This is a genomic window from Shewanella sp. ISTPL2 (assembly GCF_013283205.1).
Lineage (GTDB): Bacteria > Pseudomonadota > Gammaproteobacteria > Enterobacterales > Shewanellaceae > Shewanella > Shewanella oncorhynchi.
In genome coordinates this window covers 1-19,543 of sequence record NZ_JAAPAV010000002.1, presented here as the reverse complement: position 1 = coordinate 19,543, position 19,543 = coordinate 1, and the positions used below count along the sequence as shown (strand labels likewise).

General features: G+C 44.6%; 12 protein-coding genes and 2 rRNA genes. 8 read left to right on the top strand and 6 right to left on the bottom strand.

The features are described 5' to 3' along the window. Positions 1 to 69: 69 nt before the first annotated feature. On the bottom strand, positions 70 to 732 hold the full coding sequence (gene elbB / locus HUB64_RS21915; RefSeq protein ID WP_173497796.1) for an isoprenoid biosynthesis glyoxalase ElbB: 663 nt from the start codon (positions 730 to 732) through the stop codon (positions 70 to 72). Between the two features lie 387 nt (positions 733 to 1,119). On the opposite strand from elbB, the gene polA reads away from it, so the two are divergent. Continuing rightward, positions 1,120 to 3,888, top strand: a complete 2,769-nt coding sequence (gene polA / locus HUB64_RS21910; protein WP_173497795.1) for a DNA polymerase I — start codon at positions 1,120 to 1,122, stop codon at positions 3,886 to 3,888. Between the two features lie 1,022 nt (positions 3,889 to 4,910). On the opposite strand, the gene yihA is transcribed toward polA, so the two are convergent. Further along, on the bottom strand, positions 4,911 to 5,570 hold the full coding sequence (gene yihA, locus HUB64_RS21905; RefSeq protein WP_006079362.1) for a ribosome biogenesis GTP-binding protein YihA/YsxC: 660 nt from the start codon (positions 5,568 to 5,570) through the stop codon (positions 4,911 to 4,913). 167 nt (positions 5,571 to 5,737) lie between these two features. Between yihA and HUB64_RS21900 the strand changes: the two genes are divergently transcribed. The 5 genes from HUB64_RS21900 (at position 5,738) to hemN (ending at position 10,645) form a co-directional block, all read left to right on the top strand. Continuing rightward, on the top strand, positions 5,738 to 6,361 hold the full coding sequence (locus tag HUB64_RS21900; RefSeq protein WP_105250761.1) for a cytochrome c: 624 nt from the start codon (positions 5,738 to 5,740) through the stop codon (positions 6,359 to 6,361). An 815-nt stretch (positions 6,362 to 7,176) separates the two neighbouring features. Then, positions 7,177 to 7,815: a class I SAM-dependent methyltransferase gene (locus HUB64_RS21895; RefSeq protein WP_105250762.1), complete on the top strand. Its 639-nt coding sequence runs from the start codon at positions 7,177 to 7,179 to the stop codon at positions 7,813 to 7,815. A 90-nt stretch (positions 7,816 to 7,905) separates the two neighbouring features. Beyond that, positions 7,906 to 8,466: a Der GTPase-activating protein YihI gene (yihI, locus tag HUB64_RS21890; RefSeq protein ID WP_105250763.1), complete on the top strand. Its 561-nt coding sequence runs from the start codon at positions 7,906 to 7,908 to the stop codon at positions 8,464 to 8,466. Positions 8,467 to 8,539: 73 nt separating this feature from the next. Beyond that, positions 8,540 to 9,007: a DUF2489 domain-containing protein gene (locus HUB64_RS21885; protein ID WP_113940148.1), complete on the top strand. Its 468-nt coding sequence runs from the start codon at positions 8,540 to 8,542 to the stop codon at positions 9,005 to 9,007. 261 nt (positions 9,008 to 9,268) lie between these two features. Continuing rightward, positions 9,269 to 10,645 carry an oxygen-independent coproporphyrinogen III oxidase gene (gene hemN / locus HUB64_RS21880; protein ID WP_173497794.1) on the top strand — a complete coding sequence of 459 codons (1,377 nt, stop codon included), beginning with the start codon at positions 9,269 to 9,271 and terminating at the stop codon, positions 10,643 to 10,645. Positions 10,646 to 10,742: 97 nt separating this feature from the next. Here hemN and add read toward each other — a convergent pair whose 3' ends face one another. Beyond that, positions 10,743 to 11,738 carry an adenosine deaminase gene (add, locus tag HUB64_RS21875; protein WP_105250766.1) on the bottom strand — a complete coding sequence of 332 codons (996 nt, stop codon included), beginning with the start codon at positions 11,736 to 11,738 and terminating at the stop codon, positions 10,743 to 10,745. Between the two features lie 210 nt (positions 11,739 to 11,948). Between add and HUB64_RS21870 the strand changes: the two genes are divergently transcribed. Together HUB64_RS21870 and HUB64_RS21865 are read left to right on the top strand one after the other, a co-directional pair. Continuing rightward, on the top strand, positions 11,949 to 13,760 hold the full coding sequence (locus HUB64_RS21870) for a DUF885 family protein (RefSeq protein ID WP_173497793.1): 1,812 nt from the start codon (positions 11,949 to 11,951) through the stop codon (positions 13,758 to 13,760). Positions 13,761 to 13,855: 95 nt separating this feature from the next. Then, complete coding sequence (locus HUB64_RS21865) at positions 13,856 to 14,839, top strand: alpha/beta fold hydrolase (RefSeq protein WP_105250768.1); 984 nt, start codon at positions 13,856 to 13,858, stop codon at positions 14,837 to 14,839. Here HUB64_RS21865 and HUB64_RS21860 read toward each other — a convergent pair. The 3 genes from HUB64_RS21860 to HUB64_RS21850 form a co-directional block, all read right to left on the bottom strand. Continuing rightward, a complete protein-coding gene (locus HUB64_RS21860) occupies positions 14,796 to 17,246 on the bottom strand; it encodes a GGDEF domain-containing phosphodiesterase (RefSeq protein WP_173497792.1) in 2,451 nt (816 codons plus the stop codon). The genes HUB64_RS21865 and HUB64_RS21860 overlap by 44 nt on opposite strands. A gap of 299 nt (positions 17,247 to 17,545) precedes the next feature. Continuing rightward, positions 17,546 to 17,661: ribosomal RNA gene (gene rrf / locus HUB64_RS21855) — 5S ribosomal RNA — on the bottom strand. 470 nt (positions 17,662 to 18,131) lie between these two features. Then, a 23S ribosomal RNA gene (locus HUB64_RS21850) occupies positions 18,132 to 19,543 on the bottom strand; the annotation flags it as partial.

Below are 19,543 nucleotides of genomic sequence, written 5' to 3'. Positions count from 1 at the left end.
GAACCAAGATAAATCCTAAAATTTATCTTGGTTCAATAACTCGCTTCACCCCTCTGCAAACCGCTCAAACTAACTCAGATCAGTCATTTCTAGTAGCTTAACGACTAGCTTCTCGATGCCTGAATGCGCTTCAGCAATATTACCAGCCAACATATAAGCGGGAGTGCTGACAATGCGATTCGCTTCATCCACGACTATCTCATGTACTGTCGCAACCTGATGCTCACCGCCCATCAAATTAAACGCTGCAACAGTATCGCTATCATTACCGATAGTGCCTTTTACTCCCTGGGGATATAAACGCGGGATCATCATAGGAGCAATACAGATAAAACCAACGGGCTTTTTCGCCAGAATGAACTCATTGATAAAATCAGTCACCAGCGGTTCCAATTCACACTCACTGCCATTCGTCGCAAAGTTACACAGATTTTTCGCCGCACCAAAGCCACCGGGAATGATCAAGGCATCAAATTCGGCGATATCTAATTCTGTGGTCGCTTTGACTTCGCCACGGGCGATACGTGCCGACTCCACCAGCACGTTACGACTTGCAGCAGCATCGACCTCACCAGTGAGATGATCTACCACATGCATCTGTTTGATATCTGGTGCAAAACACTGGTAGTGAGCCCCTGATCGGGATAAGCATAAAAGCGTTAAAACCGATTCATGTATCTCAGTTCCATCGAAAACACCACATCCACTCAGTAACACTGCGACTTTTTTCATTAAAAATATCCTTCTTATGTCATTAAGTTTTAACAAACCATAAACAAACTAGTTGATCTGATTAAAAATCGTGCTAACTTAATTCGTCGAATCTGACGAGTGCCGAAAATTAAGCCAATCCTTAGATGTATTTTACGGAGTCAATAAAAAATCCACAAATTGGGAAGATTTTTTAAGAAACAGTATTGAACTCACACAAATCTTTTATAAACATAAAAAACAACAACTTAAAAAAATCGCACTAAGCCGTAATCATCGCCATTATTCTCAGTTGACTTTTTCACTCACAGACTTATCCACAGGCTGAGAGTCATTTTGCCATGGCTGAAATAGTGCTTCTGTGGCATGCTTAGCGCCATCTAAGTCATCGATAAACGAAAAATACCTATGCCAACCGTCGCTAAAAACCCACTTGTGCTTGTGGATGGATCTTCTTATTTGTATCGCGCTTATTATGCGCCTCCTCACCTAACAAACTCAAAGGGCGAAGCAACGGGTGCCGTTTATGGCGTAGTGAATATGTTACGCAGCTTGTTGACCCGTTATCAGCCAAGCCATATAGCAGTCGTGTTCGATGCCAAGGGAAAAACCTTCCGCAATGACATGTACAGCGAATACAAAGCACAGCGCCCACCTATGCCTGATGATCTACGTTCGCAAATCGAACCCTTGCATCGCATTATTCGCGCACTGGGTTTACCACTGATTTCAATTTCCGGCGTCGAAGCCGATGACGTGATTGGAACTATTGCCCGCCAAGCCAGCTTAGAAAACCGTGCCGTGCTTATCAGCACAGGCGATAAAGACATGGCCCAGTTAGTGGATGAGAACGTTACGCTCATCAACACCATGACAGACACCATAATGGGCCCAGAAGAAGTCGTCACCAAATTTGGTGTCGGTCCAGACCGTATCATAGATTTACTCGCACTGATGGGCGACAAGGCTGACAATATTCCAGGCTTACCCGGCGTGGGAGAGAAAACGGCGCTCGCTATGCTCACGGGAGCCGGCAGTGTGAGTAACTTATTAGCTGAACCCGAAAAAGTCGCCGAGCTCGGCTTTAGAGGTTCTAAAACCATGGCGGCAAAAATCATTGAAAATGCCGACATGCTCAAGCTTTCTTACGAACTCGCCACCATCAAAACCGATGTCGAACTTGAGCAAGATTGGCACGAACTCACTCTCATGCCAGCAGACAAAGATGAACTGATCAAATGCTACGGCGAGATGGAGTTTAAACGTTGGTTAGCTGAAGTCTTAGATAATAAAATGACGGCAAATACCTCAATTGATGCGGCATCCACAGAAACACAAGAATACTCATCTCCAGTCGAAGCGATTGAAACACAGTACGACTGCATTCTCACCGAAGCCGAATTAGACACTTGGATTGCTAAGCTTAAACAAGCCGACTTAATGGCAGTCGATACTGAGACCACCAGCTTAGATTACATGGTGGCCGAATTAGTCGGGATTTCCTTCGCCGTTGAGACAGGAAAAGCCGCTTATCTTCCTTTGACCCACGATTACGTTGGTGCACCGACTCAAATCGATAAAACGGTCGCGTTAGAAAAACTGCGTCCGCTGCTTGAGGATCCAAAACTTAAGAAAGTCGGTCAAAATCTTAAGTACGACATCAGTATCTTAGCCAATGCAGGGATCAAACTACAGGGCGTCGCTTTCGACACTATGCTCGAATCCTATGTTTTCAACTCAGTGGCTTCGCGCCATGATATGGATGGTTTAGCACTCAAGTATTTAGGCCATAAAAATATCAGTTTTGAAGAAATTGCTGGCAAAGGTGCAAAACAACTGACCTTCAACCAAATCCCGCTAGAGACGGCTGCACCTTATGCAGCAGAAGATGCTGACATCACACTGCGTTTACACCAACATTTATGGCCAAGACTCGAGAAAGAAGCCGAACTTGCCGCCATGTTTACCGAAGTCGAATTACCGCTAATCCAAGTGTTGTCGGACATTGAACGTCAAGGGGTCTTAATCGACAGCATGTTACTCGGCCAACAGAGCGATGAACTGGCGCGTAAAATCGATACCTTAGAAGAAAAAGCCTACGACATTGCCGGTGAAAAATTCAATCTTGGTTCACCTAAGCAGCTGCAAGTATTGTTTTATGAAAAGCTAGGTTATCCGATCACCAAAAAGACCCCAAAGGGTGCGCCATCGACCGCGGAAGAAGTATTAGTCGAATTAGCCTTAGATTTCCCACTGCCAAAGGTGATCCTCGAACATCGAAGTCTATCTAAGTTAAAGAGCACTTACACCGATAAGCTGCCACTGATGGTCAACGCCAAAACGGGTCGCGTACACACTAGCTATCATCAAGCTAATGCGGCAACAGGTCGCTTATCGTCAAGCGAACCTAACCTGCAAAATATTCCGATTCGCACCGAAGAAGGTCGCCGTATTCGCCAAGCCTTTATCGCCCCAGCAGGCCGTAAAATTTTGGCCGCCGACTACTCGCAAATCGAACTACGGATCATGGCCCATTTATCCCAAGATGCTGGCTTACTCAAAGCCTTCGCCGAGGGCAAAGACATTCATAGAGCCACTGCTGCAGAAGTATTTGGTACCGACTTTGATGAAGTAACCACAGAACAACGCCGCCGTGCCAAAGCGGTTAACTTCGGCTTAATTTATGGCATGTCAGCCTTTGGTTTGGCGCGTCAGCTTGATATCCCACGCCATGAAGCACAAACCTATATCGATACCTACTTTGCCCGTTATCCTGGCGTATTACGTTATATGGAAGAAACGCGCGCGGGTGCTGCTGACTTAGGTTATGTGTCGACTCTGTTTGGTCGTCGCCTCTACTTGCCCGAAATCCGTGATCGTAATGCGATGCGCCGCCAAGGTGCTGAACGTGCTGCGATTAACGCGCCAATGCAAGGTACGGCTGCTGACATCATCAAAAAGGCCATGATCAATATTGCCCAGTGGATCAAAACAGAAACCCAAGGCGAAATCACTATGATCATGCAGGTTCACGATGAATTAGTGTTTGAAGTCGATGCGGATAAAGCAGAGGCACTTAAAAAGACAATCTGCACCTTGATGGCGCAAGCAGCTAATCTCGATGTTGAACTGCTTGCCGAAGCAGGCATTGGTGATAACTGGGATGAAGCCCACTAATCTCAGTAATATCCAGAAGAACACTATCAATATGATTTAACTGAAAATAAAGCTAATCTGACTTCAATATTTTGAGCTCAGATTAGCTCTCTCCCGTCTTAATCGCCTCTAAGAACATCAATACAGAGTCCTTTTCATCACTCAGCATAAATAACCCTTTCACAATACAAATTAGCTCGTTAAGTTAGACAAACTTCATCGGCAGAAAATGATTCACTCACAGCCAAACAATCTTTACCTGATACATTTGGCAGTAGAGTTCATCGATACACTGCCACAGCAGATGGATATTAAAAGGTGTGATTTACTCGAATTGAAACTGCATTCAAGTCAGCCATATATGCTCAAGAATGCCATAACGGTTGTTCTCTCACGCGTACACCAAAATCTTAGGTCAGGATTAGAGTAAAAAATCAAATCTCAAATATTGATCACTTTTGTATATAAATTTCGAGTTTTCTCTTTAAATCAGCCAATTAACCATTTTCACTGAAATTTTAGGATCAATTTGAGATGCTTTTTCACTCACAACCTGAGATCAAGCGCACATAATTACCTCTTTTTTGAAAAAACTGTTTTCCATTTAAAGATAAATAGAGTAATATTCTCTGCGTAGGGTACAGAGGTTAAGATGTTCTATCTTTCAGACCTTTATTTCACTTATAGTGATGAGCCAAATTCTGGCGCCTCAGCAACTTGTTTGCTGAGGCTTTTTTTTGCTCTTTTTTCAGACTTTAAGTAAATTTTAGAGTATTTGCTTTAATAAGGGATGGATTGGCTGTATGCTAGTTTCATTGAGAACCATTGAAGCTAATTTGATGGTGCTTGAGTCTTGTTGAATTTAGCTTCTCCCCAAAAGAGCTAATATTTTTGGCCGATGATAATATCATCGGCTATTTTTTTGCCTGAGATTAACGAATAACCGATGGGAATGAGACTGAACAAAAGAGAAAAAATTGCAGTAAAAACAAAGAGGAGGTATACACAGTCAAATTCTACCATGTACACCAAAACAGGCGATATTATTCAGCGTTATTCGCTGCATCTAACTCATCAGTCAACCACTGTGGATGACACCATTCATTAAGAATTGCCAACACTTTAGGCTTACCGGTTCCTTTAAGTGATGAGAAGGGTTCAACTTGCACCCAGTCGCCAAACTCACTTAGTGCGAGACGCACTTCATTTACGGTTTTCATCTTAGCACTTTGGGCTAATTTGTCTGATTTCGTTAGCAAAGCTAATACAGGAATTTCACTAGCAACTGCCCATTCAATCATCTGCATATCGAGATCTTTTAATGGATGACGAATATCCATCAAGACAACCACGCCACTTAAACAAGCGCGTTTTTGCAAATATTCACCCAATGCTTGCTGCCATTTATTTTTCAACGCAAGTGGGACTTGCGCAAAGCCATAACCAGGCAAGTCAACTAAACGACGCTGAGCATCTAACTCAAATACGTTAATTAGTTGAGTACGGCCCGGTGTTTTACTGGTTCTTGCTAAACTTTTTTGCTCAGTTAATGCATTGAGTGCACTAGACTTTCCAGCATTAGAGCGGCCAGCAAATGCAATCTCAACTCCAACATCGCCGGGCAGATATTGATCCAAATGTGCAATGTCAGGTGCACTGATTAAAAACTTTGCCCTACGAAAATCTATACGAGATTCAGTCACTATTTACTCCGAAATTTTTCTACGCAATACCATAATTTATGAAGAATTACTTACTTTCCCACGTTTTCGTGTAAAATATTACTCCGATCACATTAATCATATTTTACCACGCTTGCGGGTCACCCTAGTAAGCTCAGGATAATAATTTAACCAGAAGTTGGAACGCCATGAAAAAGCTAGCTCTTGCGCTGTCTGTTGTAATTGCCGCCATATCTTCACCTGCGATTGCTGAAGGTAATGCTGAAGCGGGAAAAACGAAAATCATTGTCTGTTCGGCCTGTCACGGTATGGACGGTAACAGTATGATCGATATGTACCCCAAAATTGCGGGCCAACACGCCACTTACCTCCAAAAGCAACTACATGATTTCCGTAGCGCAGCACAAACTGGTGGTAAAGATGGTCGTATGGATCCTATCATGAGTGGCATGGCAATGCCTCTAAGCGATCAGGATATTCTCGACATTAGCGCATATTTTTCTAGCCAAGCAATCCAAGTGGCTGAAGCAAAAGATGTTCCTGAGTTAGGTGCTAAACTTTACAAAGGTGGTGATGTTTCTCGTGGCATTACCGCTTGTATGGCATGTCATGGCCCAGATGGTAAAGGCGCTGAGCTTGCAGGTTTTCCAACGCTGGCAGGCCAACACGCAAACTACATCAAGATCCAGCTGACAAAATTCCGTGAAGCGGGCCGCCATAATGACTTGAATGGCATGATGCAAGATGTGGCTAAAAAACTAAATGATAGCGATATCGACGCGCTATCAAAGTATCTTTCTAGCCTGAAGTAATCTTCGCGAGTGAAAAGAAGGGTGTATTGTCACCCTTTTTTACACCACAAAGTTGACGTGGACGTAAACTGCTAAGATTCGTGCTTGACATAGATCACAGATTTCGGTTTAATAAGCCCCGTACCGAGATAAACCCATCTGTTTGTACAAAAAGATTAATAATAACTTACAGGTTTCGGTATAATTAACATTCAAGATATAAGAATAAAGATACTCAATAACAATAATATACTTAAGACCACTCTCTAATAATAACAAGAGTCGTGATTTCCACTTGAAATCCAGGTCAGCACAATTTTGTAAGGGATGGCCGATAACGCCAATTTGCTTCTAGCAAAACACCTTACACTAAGGGTAACTTGCCCCATCAGGACATAGTTTACATGATGTAAACTGTAGCAAAGGAAGCGATAAGCTTAGGATGCACTGGCTGGATGCTTGTTATCACAGGAAGGTACTTAAGTAACATGGATGGTTAACTCGACGTCAATGATGACGATGCTTTAAAAGATGTGTCGCGAGACCATCTACGGAAACTGTAGTCAGGATGGCGACAGAAAAAAATAAAGTGTCTGGAAGACCATTAACAAAAATAATGCAGGGAAAGCAGTAAAAAAAAGAAGGATACCGACCGGGAAAGTCGCATAGCAAGTATGGATACTTGGAATCAGGATAAGGTGCTAAAGCACCCTTTGTAAGGCGGCAGTTTAACTGCCGCCTTTTTTCTTTTGTAACACCCCATTAGTGTCTAAAATGTGCACTCAACCAATATAATTGGTACAATCAAAGCCTTAATAACCACTTCAGCAGACTCAATGCCCAGATGCCCTCTTTGTCATAACAGTCAGACACGACTCCTTCATCAAGATAAAAAGCGGAGTTTTTATGTTTGCAAGACATGTGAGTTAACCTTTGCGGATGCGAATAGCCATTTACCCCCCGCGGCAGAGAAGCAAAGATACGGTCGTTCACGCATAGCGTCGAAGCAAAAACAGTTATCGCAATTTATTTTGCCGCTGTTAGCGCAATTAGAGCAGCAACAAGCGGGCAGTTTATTAGGATTGAATTTTGGCCGCATACTCGATGATGAGAGCCTGACGACCATAGAAAATGCGGGCCACAAGTTAAATCAATATGATCCCTTTTTTGCCCCTAATCATGACGTGTTAAAGCTAGAGTATGATTTTATCTGCTGTTATCGGGTATTTGAGCATTTTCAAAACCCTATAAAAGAGTGGACTTTGCTCTCTCGGCTACTGCATTCTGGTGGTTGGTTAGCGATAAGCACACCATTACTGACTGAATTAGATGGTTTTGCTAAGTGGCATTATAAGAACAACCTCACCCATGTGAGCTTTTATCAGCGACAAACCTTCGAGTACCTCGCAAACAATAGCGATTTTGAACTATTATTTGCCGCAAAGGACCTCGTTTTGATGCAAAAAACATCATAATCTGGTATAATACTCGGCCTAATTTCGCACCTTGTAGACAAGCTCACCCTTAGTCTGCAAGGCCATACGTTGTAAATAATTGAGAAGACCATGTCTCGTAGCAAGAAAACACGCAAGGGCGGCGAGAACAGCCCTAAGTTACAGCCAAGAGTGAAGAAGCAAGATCGCGCTGTAGCGACTGGCAAACGTAAAGATTCTGGCAATAAATCAGGTAGTCGTCATAACGAAAGCTTAATTTTAGCGCAAGCGCCGCAACAGCAGGCCGCTAAGAAAAAAGACCCGCGTCATGGCAGTAAAAAGCCTGTGGCTTTAGCGATTCCTGCGGCAGTGGTAACAGATAAAGCCGCTCAGCCAAAAGTTAAACAAGCTAAGCTGACTGACGAGCAAAAATTGCTGAAATTGGAAGAAGATCCAAGACTAAATCAGCTGTTAGATATGCTTGAAGAAGGCCGCGACCTCAACGAGGTTGACCAAAAGTGGTTAGATCAACAGCTAAATAAGATTGAAGCTCTGATGATTAAACTGGGCATTAGCGACGATATGGATGATGACACACCTTCATCACCTGCTAAGTCTTTGTCTGACGATGAGTTATTCGACAAGTTCGAATCAGGCGCTGACTTACTAAAAGATTATCAAGACAAGTTCTAACCTCTCAGTGCTAAGGCATAGGGAACTCAGTTTTTAGCTGTGGCTCCTTATGCCATTCATATAAGGAGTCTTTGTGTCTACGACTATCATTATTCTCGGTTTTATCATCATAGTAGCGCTAAGTAGCTACGCCACCTTCTTAATCCTAAAACTCAAGCAACAAAAAAAGCGTCAGCAGGCTGAACAAGCCGAGCGTGAAGTGACTGCGAACGCAAAACGTGCCCAAGTTTTAGATGATATCCGCTATATCGCCACAGCCATGATTGAAGACCGCTGTGAGATCTCTGAAGGCGTGGTCAGGATTGGGCGATTATTTGAAATCCTGTCATTAAGTGAGCGTGTGGCTCCCGATTACCCTTCATTATTCAAACACTTTGAGTTAATTAAAAATCATCCCATCATGGATGCTCGTCAAGCCTTGCCTAAGCAAGAAAGAATGAAGTTAGACTTGATCAGAATGAAGTCTGAAGCCGCATTAGAACAAGGCATCAGTGATGATGCGAAAAAACTGTCGGATTACCAAGCCAAAGCGATGCATTAAACCAGCCCATTGCTATACCTCAAGACCACTTATATTGTGGTTTTGAGGTTATCTCGATAAAACCCACAACAATCTTACCCTCCTTACTCCCGTGAGCCTGCGCACAAAACCGCCAAATATCGACAGACAAGCGTACTTTTTTGATAGATATTGCGTAACTTCTAAAAAGACAGACGTCATTTTTACAACCTAGATCAAGGTTATTTACTTAAGAACCTTGCATACTTCGCTTGTTGCTAATTTACCCACGGAGGACACGCCTTGAAGCAGCCCACTCAGATTAGCTGGGATCAGTCGATGATCGAAAAATATAACTACAGCGGTCCCCGTTATACCTCTTACCCAACGGCATTAGAGTTCGATGATACATTCACCGAACAAAATCTGCTGACGGCCATTGAAAATAGCAAAAGCGATAAACTGTCGCTGTATATTCATATCCCGTTCTGCGCCAAGCTTTGTTATTACTGCGGCTGTAATAAAGTCATCACCCGCCACCAACACAAAGCCGATCAATACATTGAATATTTAAGCCAAGAAATTATTAAACGTGCGCCCCTGTTCAAACATTACAGTGTGACCCAAATGCATTGGGGCGGCGGTACACCCACGTTCTTAAATCCAGAGCAGATTCTTAAACTTACGTCATTGATTAAAGCCAACTTTAACTTTGCGGAAGAAGGCGAGTACTCAATTGAAGTCGATCCTCGCGAGATTGAGCTGTCAATGCTCGACACGTTGAAAGAAGCGGGCTTTAACCGGATCTCCATCGGTGTACAAGATTTCAATAAAGAAGTGCAAATTGCCGTTAATCGCGAACAAGATGAGCAATTTATCTTCGACTTAATGGCTAAAGCGAAAGCCATGGGTTTTGTGTCAACCAACATAGATTTAATCTATGGTTTGCCACACCAAACGCCAGAAACCTTTGCCGTTACTATGCAGCGCGTTTTAGATTTATCGCCTGACCGTCTGTCGGTATTTAACTATGCTCACTTACCTGCGCGCTTTGCCGCTCAACGTAAGATCAAAGACGAGCATTTACCTTCGCCAAAACAAAAACTCGAAATGCTGCACCAAACTATCGAGACCTTAACTGGCGCAGGCTACCAATATATCGGTATGGACCACTTTGCTAAACCCGATGACGAGTTAGCCAAGTTACAGCGCGAAGGCAGACTGCACCGCAACTTCCAAGGTTATACAACCCAAGAAGAATGTGATTTGTTAGGTCTTGGCGTATCGTCCATCAGTCAGATTGGCGATTGCTATGCGCAAAACCAGAAAGATATCCGCCCTTACTATGAGGCCATAGATAAGGAAGGCCATGCTTTGTGGAAAGGTTGCAGCCTAAACCGTGACGATGAAATCCGCCGTGTAGTGATTAAACAGCTGATTTGCCACTTCGAACTGGATATGGCGAAAATTGATGAGAAACTGGGGATTAACTTCGAAACCTATTTCGCGGAAGATCTTAAGTTAATGCAGACATTTATCGATGATAAGTTAGTTGAAATCGTCGACAGACAGATCACTATCAGCCCTACTGGCCGTTTATTGATCCGCAATATCTGTATGTGCTTCGATCTTTACTATCGTAAAAAAGCGCGTCAGCAACAGTTCTCACGCGTGATCTAAAACGCCTATCGCAGCACTCGTAAACGCTCATAAAAAATCCGACTCTAGAGTCGGATTTTTTATTCATAGCTATTTTTATTAACGACTCAGAATCGACTTATACCTTAGCGGCATACAGTGCTTTGCGCTCACTGTCCGATAAAAATGCCATTTCAACGCCGTTACGTTGCACCTGCGCTAACTCAGCATCGGTTAACTTGAGTTCAGATTTGGCGATACGATACTCATGATTAATATCGATAGCGCTCACACCGGGATCATCGGTATTTAGGCTTATCAACACGCCTGCATCCATAAAGGTTCTGAATGGATGCTCAGCGTAAGAAGCCACAGTAGAAGTATGCAAGTTACTGGTTGGGCAAGATTCGATGCCAATACGGTGCTTAGCAAGATATTCCATCAGCTTAGGATCGTGAATCGCGTTCACCCCATGACCAATTCGAGTTGCGCCAAGTTCTTGAATCGCTTGCCACATACTTTGTGAACCTGCAGCTTCACCGGCGTGAGCCGTAATCGCAAGGCCAGCATCACGAACACGTTTAAAGTGATCGTTAAATAACTCGCCAGGGAAGCCTAATTCATCACCGGCTAAGTCCATAGCCACGAGATGTTGTTTATGGGCGAGTAAGCCTTCAAGTTCTTGAGTACAAGCAGCTTGACCAAATGAACGTGACATAATGCCAATCAAATTGATCTTCACGTTATAGTCTTTTAAGCCCGCTTTAACGCCGTCAACTACCGCCTCAACTACGCCTTCAATCGGTAACTTATGGTTCATCGCCATATAGTAAGGACTAAAACGTAACTCAGCGTAATCTAAGCCAGATAACGCCGCATCGGCAACGTTTTCATAGGCGACGCGTTTAACCGCATCCAAATCTGCGAGTACAGCAACCATCCAATCGAGCTTCTTTAAGAAGGCGACTAAGCTAGTTTCTTTCCCCTGAATTTGCACAAAAGGTGCGAGTGTCTCTAAAGAATCGGCAGGTAGCGCAATGCCGTGTTGGTGTCCTAGTTCCCAAATGGTATTTACCCGCACATTACCGTCTAGGTGACGATGCAGATCCACCAATGGAATGGATGTATCAATCATATTTAACCCCTATTTGAACTACCCAGCCAATGCTTTTGTTATTTGGTCGAGGGCGGACACTAAGTTTAACACGCATTTTCGGGGGCATTTATGCGCCAAACGCATTTAAATTCACATTCAGTCACAATTCTGCTTAATATCCATACAAGGAACGGCCGCATTCATCAGGCATAATGACTTCAATAACAACGAAAATATCAGAGATCTAACATGCATAAACTCTTAACCCCCAGTTTATTGATATGCGCATTAGGCGCCTGCAGTGCCACTCAAACCACAAAAGATATTCAAACCCCATCGTCACAGACAATATCAGCAGCACAGTCGCAAGTTGAGCCAATCGCCCCAGCGCTGCAAGCGATTATCGACCAAAGCTGGCAATTACAGCTCAGTGCGAGTCCTGAAATGGCTTACAGCATGGGCGATGCCAGTGCAGCAGGAAAATTAGCGGATCTCTCGCCAGCCGCGCTCGCTAAGCTTAATCAAGGTCAAATAGCAGTACTAGCGCAGCTCAAAGCACTCGACCGCAGCAACTTGAGTAAAGAAGATAAGATTAACGCTCAAATACTGGAAGATCAGATCCAAAACGATGTCGACCTATATCGTTTCAAGGATTATTACCTGCCCATTACGGCGGAAAGCGGCTTCCACGCTTATATCACGTCAATCGCACAGGGAAGATTCAGCACCCTTGAGGATTACCGCAACTATATTGCCAAACTCAATACTCTCCCTACCTATTTCGCCCAGCAAACCCACTGGCTAAAACAAGGATTAGCCGAGGGAATAACGCCGCCAAAAGTAACACTCAATGGCTTTGAAGACAGTATCAGTGCTTATATCGTCCCTGTTGAAAAGAGCAGTTATTTCAAACCTTTTACTCAATATCCCAGCTATTTCACTGAGGCACAAAAAACTCAGCTGACCCAAGAAGGCCACGCTTTAGTTGAGCAAAAAGTTCTACCTCTGTACCAAAACTTCTATGATTTTATGACTAAAGAGTACATTCCCAATGCACGGGAAAATATCGCGGCCAGTAGCTTACCTAACGGTGCTGAATTTTATGAGAATCGGGTACGTTACTATACGACCTTGAATATGACATCAGCAGAAGTGCATGAACTGGGTTTAAAAGAAGTACAACGTATCCGCCAAGAAATGGAACAAATCATCGCGTCAGTAGGTTTTAAAGGCAACTTTGCCGACTTCTTACATTTCCTGCGGACCGATCCCCAGTTCTACACCACCAGTGCCGAGCAGTTACTCAAAGAAGCGGCATTTATTGCCAAAAAAGCCGATGCCATGCTACCTAAGTACTTCGGCAAACTCCCACGCCAACCCTATGGTATAGCGCCAGTGCCCGCCGAAATTGCACCGAAATACACCACTGGGCGATATTCAGGATCGAACAGCGATGATGAACCCGGTTACTACTGGGTCAACACTTATGCATTGGATAAACGCCCACTCTACGAGCTAGAAGCCTTAACCTTGCACGAAGCCGTACCCGGTCATCATCTGCAAATTTCACTCAACTCTGAGCTAACCTCACTCCCAGATTTCCGTCGTTATGGCTATATCTCTGCCTTTGGTGAAGGATGGGGGCTATATTGCGAATATTTAGGTTTAGAAGCTGGTTTCTACCAAGATCCATACAGTAACTTTGGTCGCTTAACCTATGAAATGTGGCGCGCGGCGCGTTTAGTCGTAGATACTGGCATGCACGCCCAAGGATGGAGTCGTCAACAAGCCATCGACTTTATGGCCAGCAATACCGCACTATCACTGCACAATGTCACTACCGAAATTGACCGCTATATTTCGTGGCCAGGACAAGCCTTATCCTACAAAATTGGTGAGTTAACAATCAAACGATTACGTGCCAAGGCAGAACAGGAACTCGGCGACAAATTTGATATTCGTGCCTTCCACGATGCTGTGCTCGAAAATGGCTCAGTGCCTATGTCGATCCTCGAACAGCAAATCAATGATTTTATTGAAGCGAAAAAGGCGACACGCTAAGTTAATGAAATTCATGGGAGTCGGTATTTTCAGACTCCCATGGTTGTCTGTTACACTCTAACAAACCATTCAAGCCAAATGATTTGCGACTGAGTATGAGCCAAGCCAAAGCGACATTTTCGACTGAACACGATTTAAATACCTCAGAGCAGCAAGCCTTCTGGCAAAGCGTTGTTCAAGACACGCTAGCCTCTGCCGACGGCGTTACGCTGGCCTATATGATGGTCAAACATCCCCAAGCGCATACCGCAATCGTTCTCAGCAGTGGCCGAGTCGAGTCCTATTTAAAGTATCAAGAATTGGTCTTCGACTTATACCAACAAGGTTACTCTGTTTATGCCATAGATCACCGTGGCCAAGGGCTATCGGATCGTATGACAATCAATCCACACATGGGCCATGTGCGAAGATTCAATGATTATATTGATGATTTTGCACTATTTATGCAGAAGATAGTGTTACCACAAAACGACAAACAACTCATGCTACTTGGCCATTCAATGGGTGGCGCGATTGGCACTTTGTATCTCAAACAGCATCCCGATATTTTTACCGCCGCGGCATTTTCAGCGCCCATGTATGGCATTAAATTACCTATGCCAAAAGCGTTCGTGCGCTGGTTAGCCAGTAAACTCGATACCACACTCAATGGCGGCGAGCCTAATTATGTACTTGCAGGACAAAACTATAAACCTGTTCCGTTCAAAGGGAATGAGCTAACTCACAGCCAAACCCGATACCAAGCCTACCGAGAATTGTATGATGCTGCCCCTAAGTTACAACTCGGTTCACCCACTAACCGTTGGTTGACTGAATCTTTAGATGCGGCAGATACTTGCGTACTGGCAACGGCACAAATTCGCACTCCGATACTGATACTGCAAGCGAGTGAAGATAAGATTGTTGATAATGCGGCCCAGAATCTCGCCGTGAGTACCCATTGCCAATTGAAAGTAATCGCTGGGGCTGCCCATGAGATTTTTATGGAAAAAGACGCCTGCCGAAACCAAGCCTTAAACTATGCTCTCGACTTCTTTAAACGCTACGCAATAAAGGACGAGGACAAACAAGCTGGATAAAGTCCGCTTGGTTTAAGGCTCGACTGAATAAATAGCCTTGATAGCCATCACAGCCAAGTTCAACAAAAGCTTGATATTGTTGGGATGATTCGACACCTTTGGCGACAACGCTCAAATTGAATTGCCGCGCAGAGGTAATAAGTACATTCACTTTTGTTGGCATTGTGGTTAATGAATCAATACAACTCATATCCAATTTAACCGCAACTAATGGCTGATTCGCTAAGCAGCTCAAGGCACTCGAGCCCGAACCGAAATGATCGAGGATGATGCCTACACCTGCTTCAACTAACTTAGAGACACGCTCATCCACAAACTGTGGTTGCATTAAAAATGCGGCCTCATTGAGCTCAATACCCAGTTGATTAGCACCAATACCATGCTCCTTAACCAACCCAACGAATGTATCAACAAAATCTGCCTGACCAAATGAGAATGCACTGATATTGAGAGTCAAAGGAGGCAAACTCCTTCCTTGAGCCCGCGATTTCTGAATAAACAGACACACCCGCTTAGCCACCCAAAGATCAAGCTCAGCAATAATTCCCCCTTGTTCTGCTAACGCCACAAATTCAGCTGGCGGAATAAACTCTCCATCAGCACGATACCAACGCGTGAGCACTTCAGCCGAGACAAGTTCACTGGTCGCATTGATCACAGGCTGGAACATTAACGTTAAGCTATCTTGTTGTAATGCGGTTTGTAATTCCTGTTGCAACAGCTCATCACGGCTCTGGCGAAAGTCCATTTCAGCATGGTAAAAAGCGCACCCAGCTTGACCTGCTTGCTTAGATCTTAACGTTGCTAACTCGGCACGACGCATCACTAAAGCGGGATCTAAGGTTTCTATACTATCGAGTAAACAGATTCCCACACACGCGCTCAGCTCAAAGTGATGATGACCGTAATGGAATGGTCGAGCAATCACTTGCCTTAACTCACTCGCAAGGGCTAAAGCACGACGAGCAGCGGCTGACGCATCTGCCGCTAAATCTTTAGCAAGCAAAACGAAATTACCAGACCCTAATCGACCGACCGTTATATTTTCAGTGAAATAACTCGATAAACGGGCCGCGATTTGCGTTAACAAGCGCTCTAATTCATGGGAATTTAAAGTGGCGACCAATCCTAAGCGATCCACCTCAACGAGCAGCAATGCTCCCCATTGCCCCGAACTATTACCTTGGGTTAAAAATTGCGATAAACGCCCCATAAAGACATCGGGCAACATCTTGCGACCGACAACAGATTGATCCACAAGCTCAGTAATTGCAGCATGGTTCTTCGCGCTTTCTGACACATCCATATGAATGCCTATCATGCGAGTCGGGCGGCCTTGGGGATCCCAATCAACTAACATACCGCGGTCTAACACCCACACATAATGGCCATCTCTATGCCGTAAGCGGTGAACACTTTCAAATTCTTTACTCTTTCCGCTAACGTATTCCTGCAAAGCATCTAACACAATCTGCTTATCATCGGGATGTAGCCGCGTCTCCCATGTCTGGAATACTCCAGCCAATTCATCAGGCGCATAACCAATCATCTCTTTCCAGCGATCAGAAAGAAAAACCTCCCCCGTACTGATGTCCCAATCCCAAATACCGTTACGCGAACCTTCCACAGCAAATAACCAACGCAATTCACTGTCATTCAGCTGTTTAACTGCCCGACTTAAACGCTCATGTGCCTGCTGCAAACTGGCTTGCAAAGATAAAACTTCAGATGAACTCCAAGGTATCGATGTCGAAAAGGAAGAAGTACCTACCAGCTTAGCTGCCTCGCTCAACATTTGGAATGGGCGGATCAGCAGGAAATATAAAATAAAGGTAAAGCCAATCAGCAATAATCCGCCAAGGCCCCAAACCCGCATAAAACGTTGCTGCAACTTAGCAGAAGCTTCGGCAACTAAAGGGGCTAAATCGGCTTCAAGATAAATCAAATCAACAGCCCCACCATACTGGGGAAGAACGGGATAATATGCTTGAATAGTTAAACGGTCGAGATTAACGAGGATCTGCGGAAGAAAAGCTTGAACCACAGAGCGGTGAAGATCTACATCATAACCATCGATGACTTGAGTCGCATTGCTATCACGCCACACAGTATGATTAGCAAAACGAATACGGCTTTCAGCATCAACCAAGATATACACCATAGTGCCCATATCCAGTGCAGCCAAGGAAACTTCCTGCTCAATCCGCTCCACATCCTGTAAAGCTTGCGCCGATTGAACCACATTCTGCATGCGGAACAACTGTTGCTTTATCAAAGCCGACTGTCGCTGCGCAAGTTCAGCCCTAACTTGGTCACTTTCGAACAGGTACTCACCTATGACCAACACTAAATATAGGGTCAGCATACAAAGAGGAAGCAGTACCGCGAGCGAAAGCTTACGAAGCATAGGCAACAGATGGCCGTTAACAAAAAAATTAATATTTTTGTATGCTAACGGGAAACTAACCACTAAGCAAAAGGACTTATCAAACTAAGCGAGATCTTCATGTAAATAATCAACTTAGAGTAGAAAAGTCTGAAATAAAGGAAGGAAAAAACGTAAAGAACTAGCAGAAGAACCAAAACTAAAATGAATAGAAAAATGCTAGATAGCATTGGTCTTTAAATGACAATTTAACAAATTGCATACGCAAAAAAGCCAGCTTATTCAGCTGGCTTCGTTACATCTCAATGAGATAATTAGGCGCTTGGCGATGACCTACTCTCACATGGGGAGACCCCACACTACCATCGGCGCGTTTGCGTTTCACTTCTGAGTTCGGGATGGGATCAGGTGGTTCCACAAGGCTATTGTCACCAAGCAAATTCTGTTTATTACCGTGTCCATCTCTGGCTCACGCTAATAATAATTCGGAAAGCTGATTTTCTGTTGAGTCTTTAACTTTATCAAGTATCTGTATTCTGTCTAAGGCTTTCGTACGACCTCCATGGAAGGAGGAAGTGCTAGAAAATGTCTGGAACATTTTCAGTAAAACCCATCTGGGTTGTATGGTTAAGCCTCTCGAGTCATTAGTACATGTTAGCTCAACGCCTCACAACGCTTACACACCATGCCTATNGTTCCACAAGGCTATTGTCACCAAGCAAATTCTGTTTATTACCGTGTCCATCTCTGGCTCACGTTAATAATAATTCGGAAAGCTGATTTTCTGTTGAGTCTTTAACTTTATCAAGTATCTGTATTCTGTCTAAGGCTTTCGTACGACCTCCATGGAAGGAGGAAGTGCTAGAAAATGTCTGGAACATTTTCAGTAAAACCCATCTGGGTTGTATGGTTAAGCCTCTCGAGTCATTAGTACATGTTAGCTCAACGCCTCACAACGCTTACACACCATGCCTATCAACGTCCTAGTCTCGAACGGCTCTTTAGAGGAATTAAATTCCTAGGGATGACTCATCTTAGGGCTCGCTTCCCGCTTAGATGCTTTCAGCGGTTATCGATTCCGAACGTAGCTACCGGGCAATGCCATTGGCATGACAACCCGAACACCAGCGGTTCGTCCACTCCGGTCCTCTCGTACTAGGAGCAGCTCCCTTCAATCATCCAACGCCCACGGCAGATAGGGACCGAACTGTCTCACGACGTTCTGAACCCAGCTCGCGTACCACTTTAAATGGCGAACAGCCATACCCTTGGGACCGACTTCAGCCCCAGGATGTGATGAGCCGACATCGAGGTGCCAAACACCGCCGTCGATATGAACTCTTGGGCGGTATCAGCCTGTTATCCCCGGAGTACCTTTTATCCGTTGAGCGATGGCCCTTCCATTCAGAACCACCGGATCACTATGACCTACTTTCGTACCTGCTCGACGTGTATGTCTCGCAGTTAAGCTGGCTTATGCCATTGCACTAACCGTACGATGTCCGACCGTACTTAGCCAACCTTCGTGCTCCTCCGTTACTCTTTGGGAGGAGACCGCCCCAGTCAAACTACCCACCAGGCACTGTCCCTAATCCCGATAAGGGACCTAGGTTAGAACATCAAAACTACAAGGGTGGTATTTCAAGGACGACTCCATCATGACTAGCGTCACAACTTCAAAGTCTCCCACCTATCCTACACATGTAGGTTCAATGTTCAGTGCCAAGCTATAGTAAAGGTTCACGGGGTCTTTCCGTCTAGCCGCGGGTATACGGCATCTTCACCGCAATTTCAACTTCACTGAGTCTCGGCTGGAGACAGCGTGGCCATCATTACGCCATTCGTGCAGGTCGGAACTTACCCGACAAGGAATTTCGCTACCTTAGGACCGTTATAGTTACGGCCGCCGTTTACCGGGGCTTCGATCATGAGCTTCTCTTGCGATAACCCAATCAATTAACCTTCCGGCACCGGGCAGGCGTCACACCGTATACTTCCTCTTGCGAGTTTGCACAGTGCTGTGTTTTTGATAAACAGTTGCAGCCACCTGGTATCTGCGACTCCCGTCAGCTTAGAGAGCAAGTCTCATCACCAACAGGAGCGTACCTTCTCCCGAAGTTACGGTACCATTTTGCCTAGTTCCTTCAGCCGAGTTCTCTCAAGCGCCTTGGTATTCTCTACCCGACCACCTGTGTCGGTTTGGGGTACGATTCCCACTAACCTGAAGCTTAGAAGATTTTCCTGGAAGCATGGCATCAACTACTTCAGTCCCGTAGGACCTCGTCATCAGCTCTCAGTGTGTACATTAAAGTACGTGT

Bases quoted from the DNA above. Each gene is read 5' to 3' on its own strand.
- HUB64_RS21895 (WP_105250762.1), top strand. From the start codon at position 7,177: ATGCCCAGATGCCCTCTTTGTCATAACAGTCAGACACGACTCCTTCAT.
- yihI (WP_105250763.1), top strand. From the start codon at position 7,906: ATGTCTCGTAGCAAGAAAACACGCAAGGGCGGCGAGAACAGCCCTAAG.
- add (WP_105250766.1), bottom strand. From the start codon at position 11,738: ATGATTGATACATCCATTCCATTGGTGGATCTGCATCGTCACCTAGAC.
- HUB64_RS21860 (WP_173497792.1), bottom strand. From the start codon at position 17,246: ATGCTTCGTAAGCTTTCGCTCGCGGTACTGCTTCCTCTTTGTATGCTG.
- HUB64_RS21865 (WP_105250768.1), top strand. From the start codon at position 13,856: ATGAGCCAAGCCAAAGCGACATTTTCGACTGAACACGATTTAAATACC.
- HUB64_RS21900 (WP_105250761.1), top strand. From the start codon at position 5,738: ATGAAAAAGCTAGCTCTTGCGCTGTCTGTTGTAATTGCCGCCATATCT.
- elbB (WP_173497796.1), bottom strand. From the start codon at position 732: ATGAAAAAAGTCGCAGTGTTACTGAGTGGATGTGGTGTTTTCGATGGA.
- HUB64_RS21870 (WP_173497793.1), top strand. From the start codon at position 11,949: ATGCATAAACTCTTAACCCCCAGTTTATTGATATGCGCATTAGGCGCC.
- polA (WP_173497795.1), top strand. From the start codon at position 1,120: ATGCCAACCGTCGCTAAAAACCCACTTGTGCTTGTGGATGGATCTTCT.